Below are 19206 nucleotides of genomic sequence, written 5' to 3'. Positions count from 1 at the left end.
CGTGAATTTCCTCGGATAGCAACGCCACTCCTTACGCTCTGTAGCATACATATGTGCTGCATGGCAGGAGTATCTTCCTCTTGCCGTTTTGTTGCGTTTGACTTCTCGAGAGACGGTGCTGGTTGAGACACCAATGGTTTGAGCGATGAAAGAATAAGATTTCTTTTGTTGTAGTAGCCGATCTATTGTGTACCTTTGCTCTCGGCTCAAATGGTTGTATTTTTTCATATTCACGCAAATATAATCTTTGACGCCCATCCCCAGAGGGGCTAGCCCCTCTGGGGATATTCTTTCTATTTGCGTTGCACTTACTACTGGAAAATACACCACTGATATGGGATCAAACTTTAGAGCATTGGAGAAATATTCCTCGATGTAGCACCAAATTCTTTTCTTAGGTATATCAGCATAAAGAAGATGTAAAGAAATTGGAGCAGTTGACGAGGGGGGAGAGTTTTGAGAAAAACTTATTCAGATAGAGGCAAAAAACAGTTCGTTAAGTAGTATAAATTGATTTGCTTAGGAGTAATTCTATATTTGCAATCTAAATATATGTATTTGCAATCTGCATATATGTATATTCAATTTGAAAATATATATATGCAATCTGCAAATAGAGAATTGTTCCAGAGAAAAACAACTTTTTCTTTGGTGCTTTTGAACTTTTGCTTAGGAGGATGGAATTTTTTTGCAGAGGGATATTTTCTCTAAAACTATCATAAGCCCTATAAAGCTCTCTTCTTTGGACAGATGCCATAAGTTTTCCCCCATCTAAAGTAGCCTGTAAAGCGGGCTTCCTGTACGGTAGTGTATACTTTGAGATGCAGGAGATTTGTCTCTTTGAATTAGGTGTTTTTCTTTCGATATGTTTATAGAAGGCGTAAAAAGTACTACTTTTGCCCCGATGACTATGATAACAGTATCTAACAGAAACTATCGAGAGGCTTGGGAGAAATTAAGTGCCTTTTTGGAAAAAGCGCATAGAGTAGTTTTATTCGGGCACAGATCTCCAGATGGAGATTCGGTAGGAAGTACGCTTGCCATGCGCCTTATCTTGGAGCAAAAAGGTATAGAGGCTTCTGTGGTTATGTCGGGTAGTGTACCGAGCAATCTTTTGTGGTTGCCAGAGGTAGAGCATATACTTTTAGAAGAAGAGCATGGCGATCAGATTGATGAGGCTCTAAGGAGTGCCGATTTGTTTATATGCCTCGATTTCAACGCTCTGTATCGAGTAGGGAAAAATCTTGAAGAGCGTTTGCGTCGCGCCTTGTCTCTCCACACTGTTCCTGTACTTATGATAGACCATCACTTAGATCCCTTTGATGAGTTTGATTGGCAGTGGAGTTGTCCCGAAGCCTCGGCTACGGCGGAGGTATTGGCACGTCTGTATTTAGGAACAAAAGATGCTGGTGCTATTACTAAGGAGGTGGCGACAGCCCTTCTAACGGGGATTATGACCGATACAGGGCTATTTAATCACAATTCTTCTTCTCCCGAACTTTATGAGCTCGTCGCAGCTCTTTTGCGCTGTGGTGCCGATAAAGATTTGATTATAGACAAAGTCTTTCATAACTTTAAGGAGAAACGTCAACGTCTTGAGGGGTATATCCTCTATGAAAAGGTGCAAGTATGCAGAGATATTAATGCTGCTTACTTTACTCTTTCGTTGGAGGAGTTGGAGCACTTTGAGGTTTCTACTGGAGATACGGATGGTATGGTCAATAAACCTTTGGATATCGAGGGTATAACCTGCTCTGCCTTTTTTAGAGAGACGGTAGATGAGGGGATTAAGATATCCTTGCGATCTGTCGGGAATATCCCTGTTAATGAGCTTTCCCGCCACTGCTATGGAGGTGGAGGACATAAAAATGCTTCGGGCGGAGAGATGCCAGGTGCTACTTTGGATGAGGCTGTGGCTCTTTTTCTTGCCTACATGAGAGAACATCACACTGCACAAAATAAATGATAATACAGTTTTTATGAATGCTTCTATTGCTTTGAAAATGAAACGAACATTCCCCATACTGTTCTTTGTTTCTATACTTTTTGCTCCGCTACTCTTATCGTGCAAGAAAGAGAAAGAGATAAAATCTTTGACGGAACTGCTTCGAGAAGAGGAAAAGGCTATTGATAACTTTATTCGCTCCAACGGCATTACGGTAGAAGAAGCGAGAGAGGGACAGCAAGAGTTTAAACCCGATGTTTACTACAAGTTTAGGAACAACCTCTATATGTGTGTACTTGACAAAGGGGGGGAGCTTGCTATTCCCGAGAAGACGCGTGTTAATGTGCGCATGAGAGGGTACATGTTCAAAGAGAAAAAGGAATTCTCTTTTGACAACCTCTCCAATGGGGGCTATCAAGACACAGAGTTTTTGTATGTAGATCGGTACAATAGAGGGGCTTTGCACTTTATAAAGTTGCCATCTGCGCCCTCCTCAAGTTTGAACTCCCTCATGTGCGAGGGGCTTGCGTTCCCTATGAGTCTCTTGGGCAACGGGGCTAAAGTGCGCTTGATTATACCATTTTCCATAGGTCCAGAGATGAACTATGAGGCGGGTATTTCTATGTTTTGCGAAGAGGTGCGCTACGAGTTTTCAAAGTTTTGATAGGGCTTTTTGGGTAGCCCAATCATTAGATACCATAAGATATAAACTTATCTTCTCTTTGCCCTTTCGAGACCGAAGAGGGTTAAAGGAGGGGTGAAAGATCTTGTAAATAAATCATGTCGTTAATAAAATCTATTTCTGGTATTCGAGGTACCATAGGAGGTTCTGTACAGGAGGGATTGAATCCGCTCTCCATAACTCGCTTTACAGCAGCTTATGCTACATTTATAAAAAAGCAATCTGGTTTGGAAAAACCGCTTATTGTGGTGGGGCGAGATGCTCGTATATCTGGAGATATGGTACGTCGTATCGTTACAGGTACGCTAGTAGCTATTGGGTGCGATGTGATAGACATAGACCTTGCTACTACCCCTACTACCGAGATGGCTGTAATAGGGTATAAGGCTCAAGGAGGTATTATCATAACGGCAAGCCATAATCCCAAGCAGTGGAATGCCTTAAAACTCTTGGGCGGTAATGGAGAGTTTCTCTCCGATGCAGAGGGCAGAGCCGTTCTTGCTATTGCCGAGGAGGAGGCTTTCACCTATGTTACGGTAGAAAATATGGGTGTAGTTACCTCGGGAGACTATCTCGAAGCACACTGCCAGAAGATACTTGAGCTGGAAGAGGTCGATGTAGAGGCTATTCGCACGGCAGGTTTTCGAGTTGCTTTCGATAGTATCAACTCCGTTGGAGGAATAGCAGTACCTTACTTACTGCGTAAATTGGGGGTGGAAGTTATATTCCCCCTCTTTGACGAACCTACGGGAGATTTTGCCCACAATCCAGAGCCTCTTCCTCACCATTTGACAGAGCTCTCAGACACGGTTAGAACAAACAGAGCCGATGTAGGCTTTTCGGTAGACCCAGACGTCGATAGACTGGCTATCATAGATGAAAAGGGAGACCCCTTTGGAGAGGAGTATACTTTGGTAGCTGTGGCAGACTATTTATTAGAGTTTCATGGTGGGGGTAATACGGTTTCTAATTTGAGTTCAACGAGAGCTTTGCGCGATGTTACCGAGAGAAACGGGCGTGGAGTATATTCGGCAGCAGCCGTTGGGGAGGTAAACGTGGTTACCAAGATGAAAGAGACCTCTGCTCTTATCGGGGGGGAAGGCAACGGAGGGGTTATTTTCCCTAAACTCCATGCAGGTAGAGACGCACTCTTGGGTATAGCCCTTTTCTTAACGCTTCTTGCTAAAAAGAAAAAGAGCGTAAGTGCCTTGCGTGCCGAGTATCCCGACTATTTCATGAGCAAGCAACGTGCCGATCTTCCAGAGGCTACCGACGTACGGGCGTTACTGCATGAGGTGGAAAAACTCTACGCAGAGCATACACCCAATACCATTGATGGGGTAAAAATAGATTTTGAATCTTCTTGGGTGCATATTCGCCCCAGTAATACAGAACCTATTATCCGTATTTATACCGAGGCCTCTTCGCAAGAAGCCGCAGATCATTTGGCCGATCGATTCAGAGAGGTTGTTTTGAGTTTGTTGAAATAAGCAGAGCACGCGTGGCACGTAATAAGAAACCTTTGCCTCTCTTAGAGGATATTGTTATTGATCGTATTGCAGCGGAGGGACAGTCTATTGCTTACTGGGATGAAATGGTGATTTTTATTCCCTTCGGAGTACCTGGCGACCGATGCTCCGTACAGATAGTTCGTAAGAAAAAGAACTATGCAGAGGGGCGCATCGTAGCCTTGAAAGAGCCCTCTATCATACGTATCACTCCTCGCTGCATGCACTTCGGTATCTGTGGAGGGTGTAAGTGGCAGCATCTTCCCTATGAGGAACAGTTGAAAGCAAAAGATACGCAAGTGCGTGATGCCATGGAGCGCATCGCCAAAGTGCCTATTGCCGAGCATCGCCCCATACTCCCCTCTACGGAGGTTTATTCGTATAGAAACAAGTTGGAGTTCACATTCAGTAACCGCAGGTGGATAACTGATGCCGAAATGCTTTCTCTTCCCGATACTCTGACCGATGCAGAACGAGCAGGCTTAGGTTTCCACATCCCTGGCAAGTTTGATAAAGTCTTAGACTTGGAGCATTGCTACTTAGGCTCTGATTTGAGTGATGATATCCGCAATTTTGTGGGGAATTTCTGTAAGGAGCGTATAGAGCGTTATCCCTTTTTTGATCTTAGAGAGCAGCAGGGAGTTATGCGTACCTTAATGATACGTACAGCCTCGACAGGCGATATAATGGTACTTGTCGCTTTTGCACAAGAGACAAAAGAGGATCGGGAGACCCTCCTAAATGCCATAATTACCCGCTTTCCCCAAATAACTTCATTGCTCTACGTCATTAATACGAAGTGTAATGATACAATCGGAGATCTCGACGTATACACTTTCCACGGTAAGCCTTATATAGAGGAGCAGATGGAAGACCTCACTTTTAGAGTAGACCCGAAGTCTTTCTATCAGACCAACAGTAAGCAAGCTTACACTCTTTATAGCGTGGCGCGTGATTTGGCAGGACTGCAAGGTACAGAGGTGGTTTATGATCTCTATACGGGTACTGGTACTATTGCCAATTTCGTAGCTCGTAAAGCTCGTAAGGTGGTGGGTATAGAGTATGTGCCAGAAGCGATAGAGGATGCAAAGCTCAATAGCTCTATCAATAGCATCGATAATACAATCTTTTATGCAGGCGATATGAAAGACCTGCTAACTGATGACTTTATTGCTCGGGAAGGGTGGCCAGACGTGGTGATAACCGATCCTCCTCGTGCGGGAATGCACCCCGATGTTATAAAGACATTGTTACGTACAGCCCCTGCTCGCATCGTTTATGTTAGTTGCAATCCTGCTACTCAGGCAAGGGATGTGGCTCTGCTGGTTGAGGGTGGCTACAAAGCCGTGGTTTCACAACCTGTAGACATGTTCCCACATACACATCATGTGGAAAATGTTCTTTTACTGGAACATATGTGATTGTTTAACTGTTTATTATCTATGATGAAGAGATGGATAATAGATTTTTGGAAAAGAAAGAATCTCTTCGGGCTAAAATCTTTTTGGCCTGAGGGATTGCTTTTGTTAGGGACTCTAAGTGTAGTGATACTGCCCATGAGTACCCTTGCTGCTAATAGAAAAAACTTCTCAGAGTTCGTAAATCAATCTTCTGATAGATTCGGAAAAACTTCCACTATTCCTGCAGAAGATAGTGTTGCCTTTCAGAGGAAAGAGGTACCCGATTTTCGAAAAGACTCTCTTTCTTTTCTTTTCCCTTATACATTTTTGGAAAGGGAAACCCCTACAACACAAAAGGTAAAAATATCTTCTTACGACTCCCTTTTTATAAAAGGAGCCGAGAAATTATCGTGGGATTGGACTATTCTTGCAGCTATCGCAAAGCTTGAGTCGGGCTTTCGCCCCTCTGTACGGGGAGGATTGATGGGTATTATCCCTGCTACCGCACGTCGCTTTGGATATAGTCGAACTCAAATTAAGAATCCCAAAAATGCGGTAGATGCCTCTGTCCGCTGTATACAGTCGTTAGAAAAATATTTTTCTGCGATTCCCGATTTTCACGATAAGATGCTCTTTATAATAGCTTCCTATGTAAGTGGTCCAGGGCATATTACCGATGCCCAAAAGGTGGCAGAGTACTATGGGGCAAATCCCCTAAAATGGGAGGAGGTCGTACCCTATATCCTGAAGATGTCGGAAAAGAAGTATTACTCGACCCAAGGAATACGATATGGGAGTTTTAATGGTAAGCACACTATTAATTACATAACCAAACTACTTAAGCATGCTCAAAGTTATGCCGATGAAGTTTGGGCTACAGAGTAGAAATCCTTTTTACAATCTTTTATGTTGCAGGTAGATCAGATTTCAAAGGCCTATGGAGATAGACTTCTTTTTTCTAACATATCCTTTTCGATAGAAGAGGGAGAAAAGGTAGGGCTCATAGCTGCCAATGGAACAGGTAAGACTACTTTGATGCGCATCTTGGTGGGAGATGAAACACCAGATACTGGTTTTATAACTAAGCGTAGGGATATAAAGATTGTTTATTTACCGCAAAAAACTCAATTTCCCGAGGGAAGCTCTATTTTGGAGGCTTGTTTTAATCCATTAGATAAAGTTGCTTCTCTGGTAGGAGAGTGGCACAAAGCTTCTATGAGGGGGGATACGCTCGCTATAGAACACCTACTTCCTCAGATGGATGCTTTGCAGGCTTGGGATTACGAACGTCAGGCAGAGGAAATCCTTCACCGTCTTTCCATTCCCGACTTGTCTCGTGCTGTCGATTCTCTTTCTGGGGGAGAACAGAAACGTGTTGCTTTAGCTGGCGTTTTACTGACATCTCCCGATTTACTGATATTGGACGAACCTACTAATCACTTAGATTTAGAGGTTATCGAGTGGCTCGAAAAGTATCTTTCTCGCAGTAAACTCTCCCTCTTACTTATAACACATGACCGTTATTTTCTAGATAGAGTTTGCTCTTCTTTTATGGAGCTAACACCTACTAAGGTCTATTCCTATAAATGTGGTTTTGAAAGGTATCTTGAGCTTCGTGTGGAGCGTCTCGAAACAGAGCGCGAAGCAGCGCAAAAAGCAAGCAATCTCTATCGCAGAGAACTTGAGTGGATGAGACGGCAACCACAGGCAAGAGGAGGAAAGCAGAAAGCCCGTAAAGATGCTTTCTATGAATTGCAACAGTTGATCACTCCCCCAAAAGAGGAACAGGGACCTCAACTTGCTGGAGGAAAAGTCCATTTGGGGAATAAAATTTTTTCTGCTCAAGGTGTTAGTTTATCTTTTGGAGAAAAAGCTATCCTAAAGGGGTTTGAGTACACTTTTGCTCGCTATGATAAACTTGGAATTGTAGGGCCTAATGGGGTCGGCAAGACCACTTTCTTAAAACTTTTGTTGGGAGAGTTAATACCCGACAAAGGTTTTTTTGATGTTGGAGAGACGGTCCGATTTGGTTATTTCAGTCAGAGAGGGGGTAATTTTCTGCCTGATAAGCGAGTGATAGAGGTGATGACAGACATTGCCGATAATATATCGCTTCCAGAGGGAGAAAAAACAATCTCGGCTTCTCAAATGCTGACGAGGTTTCTTTTTACCCCAGAGCGTCAATATACTCCCATAGAGAAATTGAGCGGAGGGGAGCTAAGACGCCTTTACCTCTGTACCGTGCTAGTGCAATCTCCTAATTTCTTGATATTGGATGAGCCGACCAACGATCTTGATCTTATTACTCTGGGTGTTTTGGAAGAGTACTTAAGAGAGTTTAAGGGATGTCTTATCATCGTTAGCCATGATCGTTACTTTATGGATGCTCTTGTAGATCATCTTTTTGTGTTTGAGGGAGATGGTATTGTGCGGGATTTTCCTGGCAATTATTCCCAGTACAGGGAGTGGAAAGAGCAGATAAAGACCTTGGAAGCGACTAAATTGGAACAGGAAAAAGAGAAGAAAACTTCTTCTTCGTCGCAAGAGAAAGAGCAACGCAAAGAGCGCAAAGTGAAGCGTTCTTACAAGGAGGAAAAGGAGTTTGAACGCTTAGAATTTGAGGTAGCCGAGTTGGAAGAAAAGATTGCAGAGCTCTCTCAAACGATGTCTTCGGGTATGCTCGCTTCCGACCGCCTATTGATTCTGAGTAGGGAGTATGAAACGCTTTCTGCCTTGTTGGAGGAAAAATCTATGCGTTGGTTGGAACTTTCAGAGTTAGGTTCTTAGTTTGTCTTACACTGCTTCCTGAATGAAAAATAGTCGTTTCGCATGGTTTGTTGCTCGCAGACTTTCTCGTAAACGAGAGGCTAAGGAGCGATCTGTAACGACTCTTTTGCGTTTTACCATATCGGGCATAGCTCTCAGCTTGGTGGTAATGTTGCTAACGGTCTTTGTAGGGACTGGTTTTAGGCAAGAGGTGCGCGTCAAGGTAACCCTTTTAACGGGAGACCTCATTCTAAGTAGACACATGGGAGAGGCTACAACGCCTGATTTTTTTCAAGTGTCTGATGCTGTTTTCTCCTCTTTACGTCAGGTTGAGGGGGTGCGAGATGTACGCAGAGTAATACAGACGGCAGGGATTTTGAAAACGAAAGAGAGTTACGAGGGCGTAATTATAACTGCAGTTAATTCGGGTACAAGTTTTAAGAGGGCTAAAGATTTTCTTTTGTCGGGGAATATCCCCTCCTTTGATGGTACAGACACTCTACATAATCCCATTTTGCTACCTCGAGAAACGGCACAGAAACTAAATCTAAATGTTGGAGATCGTGTAGCTCTTTATCTTACTTCTAAAGATATTACAGTGCGTTCCTTTACTCTTGCTGGCATTGTTGACATTCCCCAGATAGGTGGTTCCGTAGTAATTGCACCGATTGCCCCTATTGGCAAGGCTCTTCATTTACAAGAGGAAGAACTTTCTCGTCTACAGATTTTTTTCAATTCCTATTCTCATGTCACTCTTTCCCTTGAAAAGATTGTAGAGCTGCTTTCCAACAGAACAGAGATTACTCAACAATCTGTAGGCTGGAATTATGCAGAAGAGACACTACCCAGTATCTTTGTTTGGTTGGATATGTTGGACTCCAACATCCTTTTGCTCTTGACTTTGCTTTCGTTAGTTGCCGCTTTTACCCTTATAACAGGGCTCCTGATACTCATTTTAGATAGAACCCAAATGATAGGCCTATTGAAGGCATTGGGTGCGACACAACACACTTTTCGTTCTATGTTCCTCTATTTAGCCACTTTTATTATTGGTAGAGGAATGCTTTGGGGAAATCTGATTGCCATAAGCATCGCTATAATTCAAAAAGAGACGGGTATTTTTTCTTTAGATCCCTCGTCATACTATCTTTCCAAAGTACCTGTCTCTTGGAATTGGACAGGGTTTGTAGTTGTTAATAGCGGAACATTTGTTCTCTCAATGCTTTTCTTGTTACTTCCCATACGTATAATAGCTCGTATACGCTCGATAGAGACAATTCGTTTTAATCAATAGAATTCAAAAAAGGGAGATCTTCATCTTTCTTTATTCTTTCTTTTCCCTCTTAAATATGTCTGATTAAGATATAGGATAAAATAGTATCTGTTTAAAATTACTTACATTTGTGCTCTTGAAAGTGTGGCAAACTCTCTTTCTTTTGTGTTTTATAGAATGAAAAATAGTATTCTCTAGACGTTGTAAAAATGCTTTCGCTCATTTTGAGTATACTTTACGGAATAATAGTCCTGACTATTGCCATAGTGGTTATTGCCGAAAATCGTAATCCAATAAAGGCAATATCTTGGGTAGTAGTCGTTTTGTTGGTTCCTATTGTAGGGATAGTTTTTTACTTTCTATTCGGACAGGACTTGAGACATGTAAGTATGATTCATCGTAAGGTATATCATCGTCTAAGTAGCCTTCCTTACTCTTTTGGGGAACATACAGACAGAGAACTTATAGAGCAGATACCAGTTGCTTATCACCCGTTAGTCCAATTATGTAAGAGTATTTCCAATGCACCTTTACTGCCTGTTGATGAGGCTACATTGTTTGTTCGAGGTAGGGATAAGTTCGAAAGCTTATTACGAGATATAGAGCAAGCTTCGCATCATATACATTTAGAGTACTACGCCTTTGATAGTGATGAACTGGGGGAACGCTTTGCATCTCTTTTGATAAAGAAGGCAAAAGAGGGGGTCAAGGTACGAGTGCTTTATGATGATGTAGGCTCTTGGAAAACAAAAGGTAGATTCCTTCGTCGTTTAAGGGATAATGGGATACAAATCTATCCTTTCATGAAAGTTGTTTTCCCATTCTTCACATCAAAAGTAAACTACCGCAATCACAGGAAATTGACCATTATTGATGGTAGAATTGGTTATATAGGAGGAATGAATATCGCTAACCGATACTATAAAGGGAATGAACTGGGACCCTGGCGAGATACACATGTACGCATCACAGGGCCTGCTGTGTCTGAACTACAGAGTTCTTTCCTTATAGATTGGTACTTGGTAACAAGGAGGGTTGTTTATTTTCACGATTATTTTCTACCAGAATTTCTGAAGATGGGTAATAGAACAATTCCGATGCAGCTGGTTTTGGGAACTCCTTTTGGGGCATGGCGTTCTATCGAACAAGCAGTTATAGGTATGATATTGCGTGCATCGCACAGCGTATATATAGAAACTCCCTACTTTCTACCAACAGCTACTTTGAATCATGCTTTGACGATAGCCGCATTGGGAGGACTTGATGTCCGTTTAATATTACCAGGAAAGGGAGATTCTCTTCCCACACAATATGCCTCCCTTTCGTATATCGAAGAGCTTTTGATGGCAGGTGTTAAAGTTTATCTTTATAAAGATGGCTTCTTACATTCTAAGCTTCTTACAATTGACAATGAGCTCTCTTTTATTGGATCTGCCAATATGGACTTTCGAAGTTTCGAACATAATTTTGAAAGCACTGCACTCTTTTATAGCGACGAATTCGCTGAGCGGGTTAATGCCAATTTCTTTGATGACCTTGCTCGTAGCGAAGAGCTCGACTTTACTACTTGGAGTCAAAGATCTCGTATCCAGAAGCTAAAGGAAAGCTTTTTCCGTCTTTTTTCTCCTCTTTTGTAGGTGTTTTTGGAACACTCTCTCAAGCAGAGGATCTCTATTCTTCTCTTTTGTTTTTATCCGTTCAATTTGTGTGGAGGTTTGCATCTCTCTTCGATTTTTACGTGTAAACACAAACTTATCATGGGGCTACGGGGTCGGTGTGAGGGCAAGTTAAAAAACAGAGTGACTTTATAGTGACACACGTAATGCTCAACCTCTTGCTGGAGAGAAAAAAGAGAAGTTTACCGCACTATAGTTTTTATGCTTCAGAAAGAAAGGATTTTCTGAAAAGTCGTAGGAAGAGGGGTGCTCCAATATGAGGAGGGCATCTCTTTTGAGAAGAGAGGTGGAGAGAATAAGATTGGGAAGTTCAGACAACCAAGGTAAATCGTAGGGAGGATCTGCGAATATAATGTCGAAAGATTGATCTTTTTCTTTTGCTTGTTCTATGAAAGAGCGGACATCTTTTACAAGTGTTTTTGCCTCCTTTTCTGCTCCGATGGTTTTAATAACCTCACGTATGAAAGCGATGTGTCTGGGGGCTTTGTCTACCATGGTTACTTGTAACGCTCCACGAGATACAAACTCAATACCGATGCTTCCCGTACCGCAGAAAAGATCTAAAACTTCGATCCCTTCAAGTGTTATAGATGCATCAAGAGAGGCAAATAGAGCCTCTTTTGCCATATCGGTCGTGGGGCGGAGTTTAAGCCTTTTAGGAAGGATAAACCTTCTACGACCATATTTTCCACCTATGATGCGCATAAGAATAGTTTAAGAGGTTAGAAAGAGACTCCCCACTTATATTCGACATCTAAAGGCGGAATGCTTTCTGCCAATGCCAGTCCAATTTTTTTTGTCTCTTCTTGAGGTATTTGCTCGCTATAGTGTAGTATGATAATACTCTCTTCTACAGTGTGCGGAGTGTGAGATAAAGCACTAAGGACAGATCCAATATAAAAAAGGATTTGATCTGCGATAACCTGGTGAGATAGAGTAGGGAAGAGCTGAAACTTATTGGCCAAAAGAATCTCTCCTTTATAACAAGCAATAACATTGATACGCTTGTTTTCAATGAACACAAAGAGTTGTGCTCGAGGCTCTTTACGAGAAGTGCTAATAGCCTCTTTTAGTTGAGAAACTGCTGCAGCTTCGATAGTTCTGTAGGGATACGTCCTTTTCAAAAAAGAGTAGGCTTCTTGCGACCAGCAGGTTACCATGTGTACCCCATACTCATTGATAGGGTAGGTAGCTATGGGAGAGGAGTTCTCTCCCTGTAGCATAAGCGTAGAGGATACCCATAATTCCTCTTTACCTTCGATCACTATTCCTGGAGGAGTGAGAATAAAGTAGTCTTCGCGATAGGTGATGGTTACGTCTCGGTAGGGGAAAGTTAGTAGTGGGTGGTTGTATATCAACTCACTCAGTCTGCTTTCAAGAGAGTGTCCTTTTTTCTTATTGAAGAAGAGTCTTTCGGAATGCAACAAATCTCCTGTTTCAAAAGAGCGTATGAAAAAAGCAAGTCCATCTACATAAATGCAGATGGACATTGTATACTTTTCAGCTTCCGCCTCTGAAAGAAATGGAGCTGGCTTTTCGTTGCTGCTTTCAGCCATTTACTCCCAGTTACCAGTGCTCTTAAACTCTTCTAAAGAACCTATAACAAGGCCAGGATAACCCTTTCCGTTGTTACGACTTTTTGCATCACGAATCTTGTTGTCGAGTATTTGACGATCCATACCTTGTAAGTAGACTTCCATGGGAACTCCCGCTTGGAATACAGCCATATTGATGGTGTCATTTCCTACTTCTTGAGGAATTACAGATGCCTGAATCTCTATTTGATGTTGTGGAAACTCAGGAACAAGAATAATCTCTGCAGGGTTTTCTCCATTCTTAAGAAGAGAGTCTTTGGCACTAACGTATATCGTGTCACGTTTAATGAGACCTTGCTTGGCTGCTTGTGCCTCTGTAAGACCTTTCTCAAACATTTCGTCGGTATAATCTCCCTCAGCCTTAATGACGAAAATTTTCCCATCTGTGAGAAATTGTACCAACTCTTCTGACGAAGCAAACTTACCATAGGCTTCACGGTAAGCCAACTCATAAGTAGCAATCTCTTTTAGTCGTTTTTGTATTAGAGCTTCGCGTCTTCTTTGCTCTTTGTTAAACTGCTCTGGAGTGAAAATACTCATCACGCACAAATAAGCAAGTACTATAACGGCCAAACCGATTAGTATTTTTACTACAACCTTCATCTTTATGATTATTTACTATTTATATTCTGTGTTAGCCCAAAGGTGCCCACTGTCTCAAGGTGGACACGGACGAACTTTTTAGCTTTACTAAGCCCTTTTACTCCGCAAATATACAACTACCCAGACAAATTGGAACAATTATCTAAGAAAAATATCAATACATTGCTGCAGAGGTATGGGAAGTAACTTTCTTCTGCAACTTCTGAGGCATGCAGAAAATGTCGAGGAAGAAGCTTTTATTCCTCCAACCCTTCGTAGTCTTGAAACAAGAAGTCATTGTACGGGTAGCGGCGAATGTGAATCTCTTTTACCCTCTCATAGAGCATGGACTTTAGTGCCTCTATACCATCTCCCGTATGGGCAGAAACAAAGAGACAGTTACGCCCCATTTTGGCCATCCAACTTCGCTCCAATTCTTCCCTACTGTAATTTTCTCGCGAACGAGGGGTTAAATCGTCTTCCTCCTTGGGAGTGTAGGTAAAGGCATCTATCTTATTGAATAGAAGTATTTGAGGCTTTTCCTCTTTCCCTAAGAGATCTCTGAGGGTGTTCTCTACCACATTTATTTGAGACTCAAAGTCGGGGTGGCTAATATCTACCACATGAACCAGAAGATCGGCTTCACGGACCTCATCCAAAGTGCTTTTGAAACTCTCAATAAGTTCCGTAGGAAGTTTACGGATAAAGCCCACCGTGTCACTTACCAAAAAAGGGAGATTGTGCAAAATCACTTTGCGAACCGTGGTGTCAAGCGTTGCAAACAATTTATTCTCGGCAAAAACATCGCTTTTGGAGAGCACATTCATCAGGGTCGATTTGCCTACATTGGTATAACCGACCAGAGCAACGCGCACCATTTTACCTCGGTTTTTGCGCTGTACACTTTTCTGCCTGTCTATCTGCTTTAGCTCCTCTTTTAGTTTACTTATACGGTCCAGAATGATACGTTTGTCTGTTTCCAACTGCGTTTCCCCAGGGCCGCGCATCCCTACGCCACCTCGTTGTCGCTCTAAGTGTGTCCAAAGTCGGGTCAGGCGGGGTAACATATATCTGTATTGTGCCAACTCTACCTGTGTTTTGGCGTGTGCTGTTTGTGCACGAGTCGCAAAAATATCGAGGATAAGACTTGTGCGATCGAGAATGCGTACCTTAAGGGTTGCTTCGATGTTTCTGAGTTGTTTAGGGGAAAGTTCGTCGTCGAATATAGCCATATCAATCCCTTCTTCTTCGATGTATTGGGCTATTTCGTTTAGTTTGCCTTTCCCAACAAAAGTACTGGAGTGTGCCATGTCGAGCTTCTGCACGAAACTTTTTACGGGTTGCACCCCAGCCGTTTCGGATAGAAAGGCGAGTTCGTCGAGATAATCTTTTGCTTGCTGTTCTGTAACCTTAGGGGTTATAAGGCCTACGAGAACAGCTCTCTCTCCTTGTGTAGTGGTAAGAATAAAATCTTTCATCTAAAAGCTAATCGGATATGCTTGTTGCCAAGAGCATTCACTTGCGAAATTGCTCATTGTATAGTCTATAAGAACCAGAACTTATGTTGTCGAGCCAATCTCTATTTCCCAAATACCAGACGATGGTTCTTTTTAGCCCCTCTTCAAAAGAGACTTGAGGAGCCCAGCCCATCTCTTGCTCGATTTTTGAGGCATCTATGGCATAACGAAGGTCGTGTCCAGCTCTGTCCTCTACGTAGGTTATAAGTTGGGAAGAGTAACCCTCTGGACGCCCTAATAATTGATCGGTTATTTGGATTAACGAGTGAATCAAATCAATGTTTTTACGCTCGTTGTTTCCCCCTATATTATAGGTTGCCCCGCTTTCCCCTTTTCTATAAACAAGATCTATGGCTCTGACATGATCTTCTACATAGAGCCAGTCTCGAACATTTTCCCCTGTACCATATACGGGTAAGGACTGTTCGGTACAGATGTTATGTATAAAAAGAGGAATTAATTTCTCTGGAAATTGGTAAGGCCCGTAGTTATTGGAGCAATTACTGATAACCGTATCCATACCATAAGTATTATGGTAGGCTCTTACGAAGTGATCACTCGAAGCTTTCGCCGCAGAGTAGGGACTTTGAGGCTTGTAGGGAGTCTCTTCGGTGAAAAGTCCTCCAGAAAGAGGTAGAGAGCCGTAAACCTCGTCTGTAGATATATGATAGAAACGCCCTTTTGTAGCCGATTTTTTCCAATTTTTGTGAGCCACATCGAGTAGTGTTAGGGTACCCATAACATTGGTTTGGGCAAAAAGAAGAGGGGTCTCTATAGAGCGATCGACGTGACTTTCGGCAGCTAAATGGATAATGCCCTTTATATTTTCCTCGGCAAACAACTTTTGCAATAAAAGAGCATCACTAATATCTCCCGCCACGAAACGATAGTTGGGAGCATTTTTTATGGTGTCTAAGTTGGCCATATTGGCCGCATAAGTGAGATTGTCTAAGTTGATAATCCTCTCTTGAGGGTAGTTTTGCACAAAGTAACGTACTACGTGAGAGCCTATAAAACCAGCACCGCCAGTGATTAGGATAGCCATATTTAATCGTTCAAATCGTTCTTAGTTTCTATAAGAGATAGCAGGTACTGCCCATAGCCATTTTTCTTCATGGGTTGTGCAATGTCTCGTATTTGCTCGGCAGATAGCCATTGGTTGCGAAAGGCGATCTCTTCCAAGCAAGCAATTTTTAGCCCTTGTCGTTTCTCTATTACTTCTATGAAGGTAGAGGCTTCGCTCAGAGAGTCGTGGGTACCTGTATCTAACCATGTAAAACCCTGTCCCAAAAGTTCTAAGTGAAGCATCTGTTGCTCCAAAAAGGTTTGATTGACAGAGGTTATTTCCAGTTCTCCGCGAGCAGAGGGCTTAATATTATGTGCTATTTTTACCACTTCGTTGGGGTAGAAATAGAGCCCTGTAACAGCGTAATTGCTTTGAGGTTTTTTGGGTTTTTCTTCGATGGCGATAAGTTTCCTATTCGCATCGAAAGAGGCTACCCCATAGCGTCGAGGATCACTAACCCTGTAGCCAAAGATAGTTCCCTTGTTTTCTTCCTTCACGCGCTTCACGGCTTTCTGCAAAAGAGGTGTAAAGCCAGCACCATAGAAGATATTATCTCCCAAAACGAGACACACAGGGTCTTGGGCAATGAATTGCTCCCCGATCAGAAACGCTTGGGCTAAACCATCGGGAGAGGGTTGTTCTGCATAACTTAATCGTATACCAAAATCGCTACCATCTCCCAACAAACGACGGAAAGAGGGCATATCTTCGGGGGTTGTTATAATAAGAATATCTCGTATCCCTGCCTGCATCAGTGTGCTGATAGGGTAGTAAACCATAGGTTTATCGAATACGGGTAGTAGTTGCTTACTAACACCCTTGGTTATGGGGTAGAGGCGTGTGCCAGATCCCCCTGCAAGAACAATCCCTTTCATAAATCTTTGCAAAGACTTAGTATTTGATTAAAGAACGAGAGGATAGTTTCCTAAAGTTCATGAGTTACTTTGGGTACTATCCTCTTGATATAGGTTGGGCGAGAAATTAGTGTTCCCCTCCTTGTGATAAGAAACGCTCTCCCGTTTGTTCTACGATTTGTTTGTAATACTCTGCATTATAGCCAGGGAAGTCGGGCATATCGCTAAGTCCATAACCATTGTCTTTGAAGCGTCCGTTTACCTCTTTCTTACGGTTCCCATCCATATACTTAACGAGTAGATATTCTCCCAATTTTTTCCATCTTTCTGTGGCTCCGTTTGCTGCTTGCTCGCTGTACTCTGTGAGATAGTCGATAGCTTTATCTCTTGAGGAGTTTAGCAGTGCGAGGGCCCTCTGATCGACCTGAGCAAGCATCGTATCGAATCCTTTCTCCAATTCTCTCTGTACGGGACGAATATCTGCTATCATCTGATCGTAGCGGGTATAAGCCATGTTTGCTACCCAGTTATGAATCCAAAAGGCACTGGTCCAAGAGAAGTTCATCATATCTCCGTTACCCACTCGGTAACACTCTGGAGTTTTTTTCATAGATGCGTACATAGGGGTGAAGACAGCGGTATTAGCATCATCGACACCAAACCATAATACACCACCTATCTCATCGGGAAGGTAGTTGCGTAATTGAGCTACAAGTACGAAGCCCGTCTGTTGCGTTGCTATGGCGCGTTCATTGAAGTAAGTTTTTCCTTCATGCTTCCAAGACATGGGTCTCCAACGATAGGGTACTTTATAAGGCCCTGCGCCAATATCTTCACACATGGTCATAGGTGTACCCTCATAGTGGTCGCGCATCATATCGCGTACATCGGCTACAGAGAGTTTTTTCTTGGGAATTACATAGAGAGGCATAGGTTCTTGGTTGACATCTCCCATTGCGAGTGCCAAGTGCTTGTCCATACCCTCTGCAAAACGGTTGAAGAAAGACCAAACACGAGCTTCGCAGCCGCGCAAATTATCTTTTGTCCAAGGATTGTACGCTTTTTGGAAACTGAAATCTTTGTCTTTCCCTTTGAAGTAACCCATCTTACGAGCGAATGAGATTACATCGGGAGAGTAGAGGCAGTTTTCAGGATCCTTGAACTTTATTTGTTGGATGCGAGCTTGATTGGCATGAGCCGAAATCGCATTGTCGGGTATGCGCATGGCCACCCAAACAGCACCTTTTTCTTTAGCTCCCTTACCAATAAGCTCGAGTACCCATACTTCATTTTTATCGGCTATCGTAAAGCTTTCTCCCGAACTGTGGTAACCATACTCTTTTACCAGATTGGTCATCACTTTGATCGCTTCGCGAGCTGTCTTGGCACGTTGTAATGTTACCTGTATAAGGCTTCCGTAGTCCATAATGCCGTTAGGCTCAGAAAGCTCTTTTCTTCCTCCCCAAGTAGACTCGGTAATAGCCAATTGGTATTCATTCATATTGCCGATTACGTTGTAGGTGTAGGCAACTTCGGGGATAAAACCCAAAGGTTTGTGAGTATCCCACTCGATAATCTGTCTCATGGTTCCCTTGGGCCATTCTCTTGCTGGCCAGTGATAGAGCTCTCCGTATAGAGTGTGAGAGTCTGCAGCATAAGAAATCATAATAGAACCATCTTTCGAAGCTCCCTTGCCCACAATGAGATCGGAGCAGGCCTTTGCCTGTGGAGCTGTCCACAAAGTAAGAACAGCCGCCGCAACGACTGCTAAAAGCGAGGATATTTTCATACTGATCTGTATTTTGGAATATTCATTGCCTACAAATATACTACAATGCAGTTGCATCTGACAAATAAGTATTGTCGTTCAGTCTCTAAAGTCTACTTAGTAGCTCTGTTAGCTCTATTAGTTTTTAGGATGCCTTTGCATGATATCTCTTCTACATGTGTTCCTTTCGAGACTCGGGCTGGAGCATATAGTTTGCTATATTCCCACTTCCGTTGCTCTCAGAGCTTTGTGCATAAGGCGTTCTGCGAAAGCTTTTTTTGAACGGGAACCCTTTTGAAAGGTCTTTTTATCTGAACCCTTCTGATGAAAACCTCGAAAACTTCTTTGCAAAAGTTGTTTTTCACTTGAGTAATTCTTTGTTTTAAGATTGAATATATATATACGTAGATTGAATATACATATTTTCAACTTGAATATATATATATGCAATCTGCGTATAAAGAAATGCTCGAGGGTTTATCGTTTAATCGTTGGGAGTGAACACTCTTTTCTACCCGTCTAGAAGGAGTTTTTCTCTTCCCTAATCCTATGATATGAACACGTTGTTTGAGGA

The 19206-nt window shown here is 42.6% G+C and carries 16 protein-coding genes; 8 read left to right on the top strand and 8 right to left on the bottom strand.

Going from position 1 to position 19206, the window contains the following annotated elements:
• A partial coding sequence (locus tag B5D06_RS06865) for a helix-turn-helix domain-containing protein (RefSeq protein WP_234989572.1) occupies nucleotides 1–228 on the bottom strand: 228 nt, incomplete at its 3' end.
• Between the two features lie 676 nt (nucleotides 229–904).
• On the opposite strand from B5D06_RS06865, the gene B5D06_RS06860 reads away from it, so the two are divergent.
• From B5D06_RS06860 to cls, 8 genes are all read left to right on the top strand, one after another.
• Nucleotides 905–1966 carry a DHH family phosphoesterase gene (locus tag B5D06_RS06860; RefSeq protein WP_159442702.1) on the top strand — a complete coding sequence of 354 codons (1062 nt, stop codon included), beginning with the start codon at nucleotides 905–907 and terminating at the stop codon, nucleotides 1964–1966.
• Between the two features lie 13 nt (nucleotides 1967–1979).
• On the top strand, nucleotides 1980–2609 hold the full coding sequence (locus B5D06_RS06855) for a DUF4827 family protein (RefSeq protein ID WP_078737264.1): 630 nt from the start codon (nucleotides 1980–1982) through the stop codon (nucleotides 2607–2609).
• A gap of 116 nt (nucleotides 2610–2725) precedes the next feature.
• On the top strand, nucleotides 2726–4117 hold the full coding sequence (glmM, locus tag B5D06_RS06850; protein ID WP_078737263.1) for a phosphoglucosamine mutase: 1392 nt from the start codon (nucleotides 2726–2728) through the stop codon (nucleotides 4115–4117).
• Between the two features lie 11 nt (nucleotides 4118–4128).
• Nucleotides 4129–5556, top strand: coding sequence for a 23S rRNA (uracil(1939)-C(5))-methyltransferase RlmD (rlmD, locus tag B5D06_RS06845; protein WP_078737262.1), 1428 nt, complete (start codon nucleotides 4129–4131; stop codon nucleotides 5554–5556).
• Nucleotides 5557–5577: 21 nt separating this feature from the next.
• Nucleotides 5578–6420, top strand: a complete 843-nt coding sequence (locus B5D06_RS06840) for a transglycosylase SLT domain-containing protein (RefSeq protein WP_078737261.1) — start codon at nucleotides 5578–5580, stop codon at nucleotides 6418–6420.
• A gap of 21 nt (nucleotides 6421–6441) precedes the next feature.
• Complete coding sequence (locus B5D06_RS06835; RefSeq protein WP_078737260.1) at nucleotides 6442–8322, top strand: ABC-F family ATP-binding cassette domain-containing protein; 1881 nt, start codon at nucleotides 6442–6444, stop codon at nucleotides 8320–8322.
• A 22-nt stretch (nucleotides 8323–8344) separates the two neighbouring features.
• Nucleotides 8345–9595: an ABC transporter permease gene (locus B5D06_RS06830; protein ID WP_078737259.1), complete on the top strand. Its 1251-nt coding sequence runs from the start codon at nucleotides 8345–8347 to the stop codon at nucleotides 9593–9595.
• A 188-nt stretch (nucleotides 9596–9783) separates the two neighbouring features.
• Entirely contained in the window at nucleotides 9784–11211 is a 1428-nt protein-coding gene (gene cls / locus B5D06_RS06825; protein ID WP_078737258.1) for a cardiolipin synthase, read from the top strand.
• A gap of 189 nt (nucleotides 11212–11400) precedes the next feature.
• Here the strand turns inward: cls and rsmD are convergent, their stop codons facing one another.
• The 7 genes from rsmD to B5D06_RS06790 all read right to left on the bottom strand — a co-directional run bounded on the left by rsmD (nucleotide 11401) and on the right by B5D06_RS06790 (nucleotide 18653).
• The gene (gene rsmD, locus B5D06_RS06820) at nucleotides 11401–11955 is read right to left on the bottom strand and encodes a 16S rRNA (guanine(966)-N(2))-methyltransferase RsmD (protein WP_078737257.1); all 555 of its coding nucleotides are present in this window, start codon (nucleotides 11953–11955) and stop codon (nucleotides 11401–11403) included.
• A 17-nt stretch (nucleotides 11956–11972) separates the two neighbouring features.
• Nucleotides 11973–12806 carry a DUF3822 family protein gene (locus B5D06_RS06815; RefSeq protein WP_078737256.1) on the bottom strand — a complete coding sequence of 278 codons (834 nt, stop codon included), beginning with the start codon at nucleotides 12804–12806 and terminating at the stop codon, nucleotides 11973–11975.
• A complete protein-coding gene (locus B5D06_RS06810) occupies nucleotides 12807–13448 on the bottom strand; it encodes a hypothetical protein (RefSeq protein WP_078737255.1) in 642 nt (213 codons plus the stop codon). It lies immediately after the preceding gene.
• A 236-nt stretch (nucleotides 13449–13684) separates the two neighbouring features.
• Nucleotides 13685–14905, bottom strand: coding sequence for a GTPase HflX (gene hflX, locus B5D06_RS06805; protein ID WP_078737254.1), 1221 nt, complete (start codon nucleotides 14903–14905; stop codon nucleotides 13685–13687).
• Between the two features lie 37 nt (nucleotides 14906–14942).
• Nucleotides 14943–15989: a dTDP-glucose 4,6-dehydratase gene (rfbB, locus tag B5D06_RS06800; RefSeq protein WP_078737253.1), complete on the bottom strand. Its 1047-nt coding sequence runs from the start codon at nucleotides 15987–15989 to the stop codon at nucleotides 14943–14945.
• Between the two features lie 2 nt (nucleotides 15990–15991).
• A complete protein-coding gene (rfbA, locus tag B5D06_RS06795) occupies nucleotides 15992–16885 on the bottom strand; it encodes a glucose-1-phosphate thymidylyltransferase RfbA (RefSeq protein WP_078737252.1) in 894 nt (297 codons plus the stop codon).
• Nucleotides 16886–16991: 106 nt separating this feature from the next.
• Nucleotides 16992–18653: a dipeptidase gene (locus B5D06_RS06790; RefSeq protein ID WP_078737251.1), complete on the bottom strand. Its 1662-nt coding sequence runs from the start codon at nucleotides 18651–18653 to the stop codon at nucleotides 16992–16994.
• Nucleotides 18654–19206: the final 553 nt, after the last annotated feature.

Source organism: Porphyromonas circumdentaria (genome assembly GCF_900167105.1).
Taxonomy (GTDB): Bacteria; Bacteroidota; Bacteroidia; order Bacteroidales; family Porphyromonadaceae; genus Porphyromonas; species Porphyromonas circumdentaria.
This window is presented reverse-complemented; position numbering and strand designations above follow the sequence as displayed.

Bases quoted from the DNA above. Each gene is read 5' to 3' on its own strand.
- B5D06_RS06860 (WP_159442702.1), top strand. From the start codon at position 905: ATGACTATGATAACAGTATCTAACAGAAACTATCGAGAGGCTTGGGAG.
- B5D06_RS06790 (WP_078737251.1), bottom strand. From the start codon at position 18,653: ATGAAAATATCCTCGCTTTTAGCAGTCGTTGCGGCGGCTGTTCTTACT.
- cls (WP_078737258.1), top strand. From the start codon at position 9,784: ATGCTTTCGCTCATTTTGAGTATACTTTACGGAATAATAGTCCTGACT.
- B5D06_RS06815 (WP_078737256.1), bottom strand. From the start codon at position 12,806: ATGGCTGAAAGCAGCAACGAAAAGCCAGCTCCATTTCTTTCAGAGGCG.
- B5D06_RS06855 (WP_078737264.1), top strand. From the start codon at position 1,980: ATGAATGCTTCTATTGCTTTGAAAATGAAACGAACATTCCCCATACTG.
- B5D06_RS06840 (WP_078737261.1), top strand. From the start codon at position 5,578: ATGATGAAGAGATGGATAATAGATTTTTGGAAAAGAAAGAATCTCTTC.
- rfbA (WP_078737252.1), bottom strand. From the start codon at position 16,885: ATGAAAGGGATTGTTCTTGCAGGGGGATCTGGCACACGCCTCTACCCC.
- B5D06_RS06810 (WP_078737255.1), bottom strand. From the start codon at position 13,448: ATGAAGGTTGTAGTAAAAATACTAATCGGTTTGGCCGTTATAGTACTT.
- B5D06_RS06830 (WP_078737259.1), top strand. From the start codon at position 8,345: ATGAAAAATAGTCGTTTCGCATGGTTTGTTGCTCGCAGACTTTCTCGT.
- B5D06_RS06835 (WP_078737260.1), top strand. From the start codon at position 6,442: ATGTTGCAGGTAGATCAGATTTCAAAGGCCTATGGAGATAGACTTCTT.
- hflX (WP_078737254.1), bottom strand. From the start codon at position 14,905: ATGAAAGATTTTATTCTTACCACTACACAAGGAGAGAGAGCTGTTCTC.
- rfbB (WP_078737253.1), bottom strand. From the start codon at position 15,989: ATGGCTATCCTAATCACTGGCGGTGCTGGTTTTATAGGCTCTCACGTA.
- rsmD (WP_078737257.1), bottom strand. From the start codon at position 11,955: ATGCGCATCATAGGTGGAAAATATGGTCGTAGAAGGTTTATCCTTCCT.
- glmM (WP_078737263.1), top strand. From the start codon at position 2,726: ATGTCGTTAATAAAATCTATTTCTGGTATTCGAGGTACCATAGGAGGT.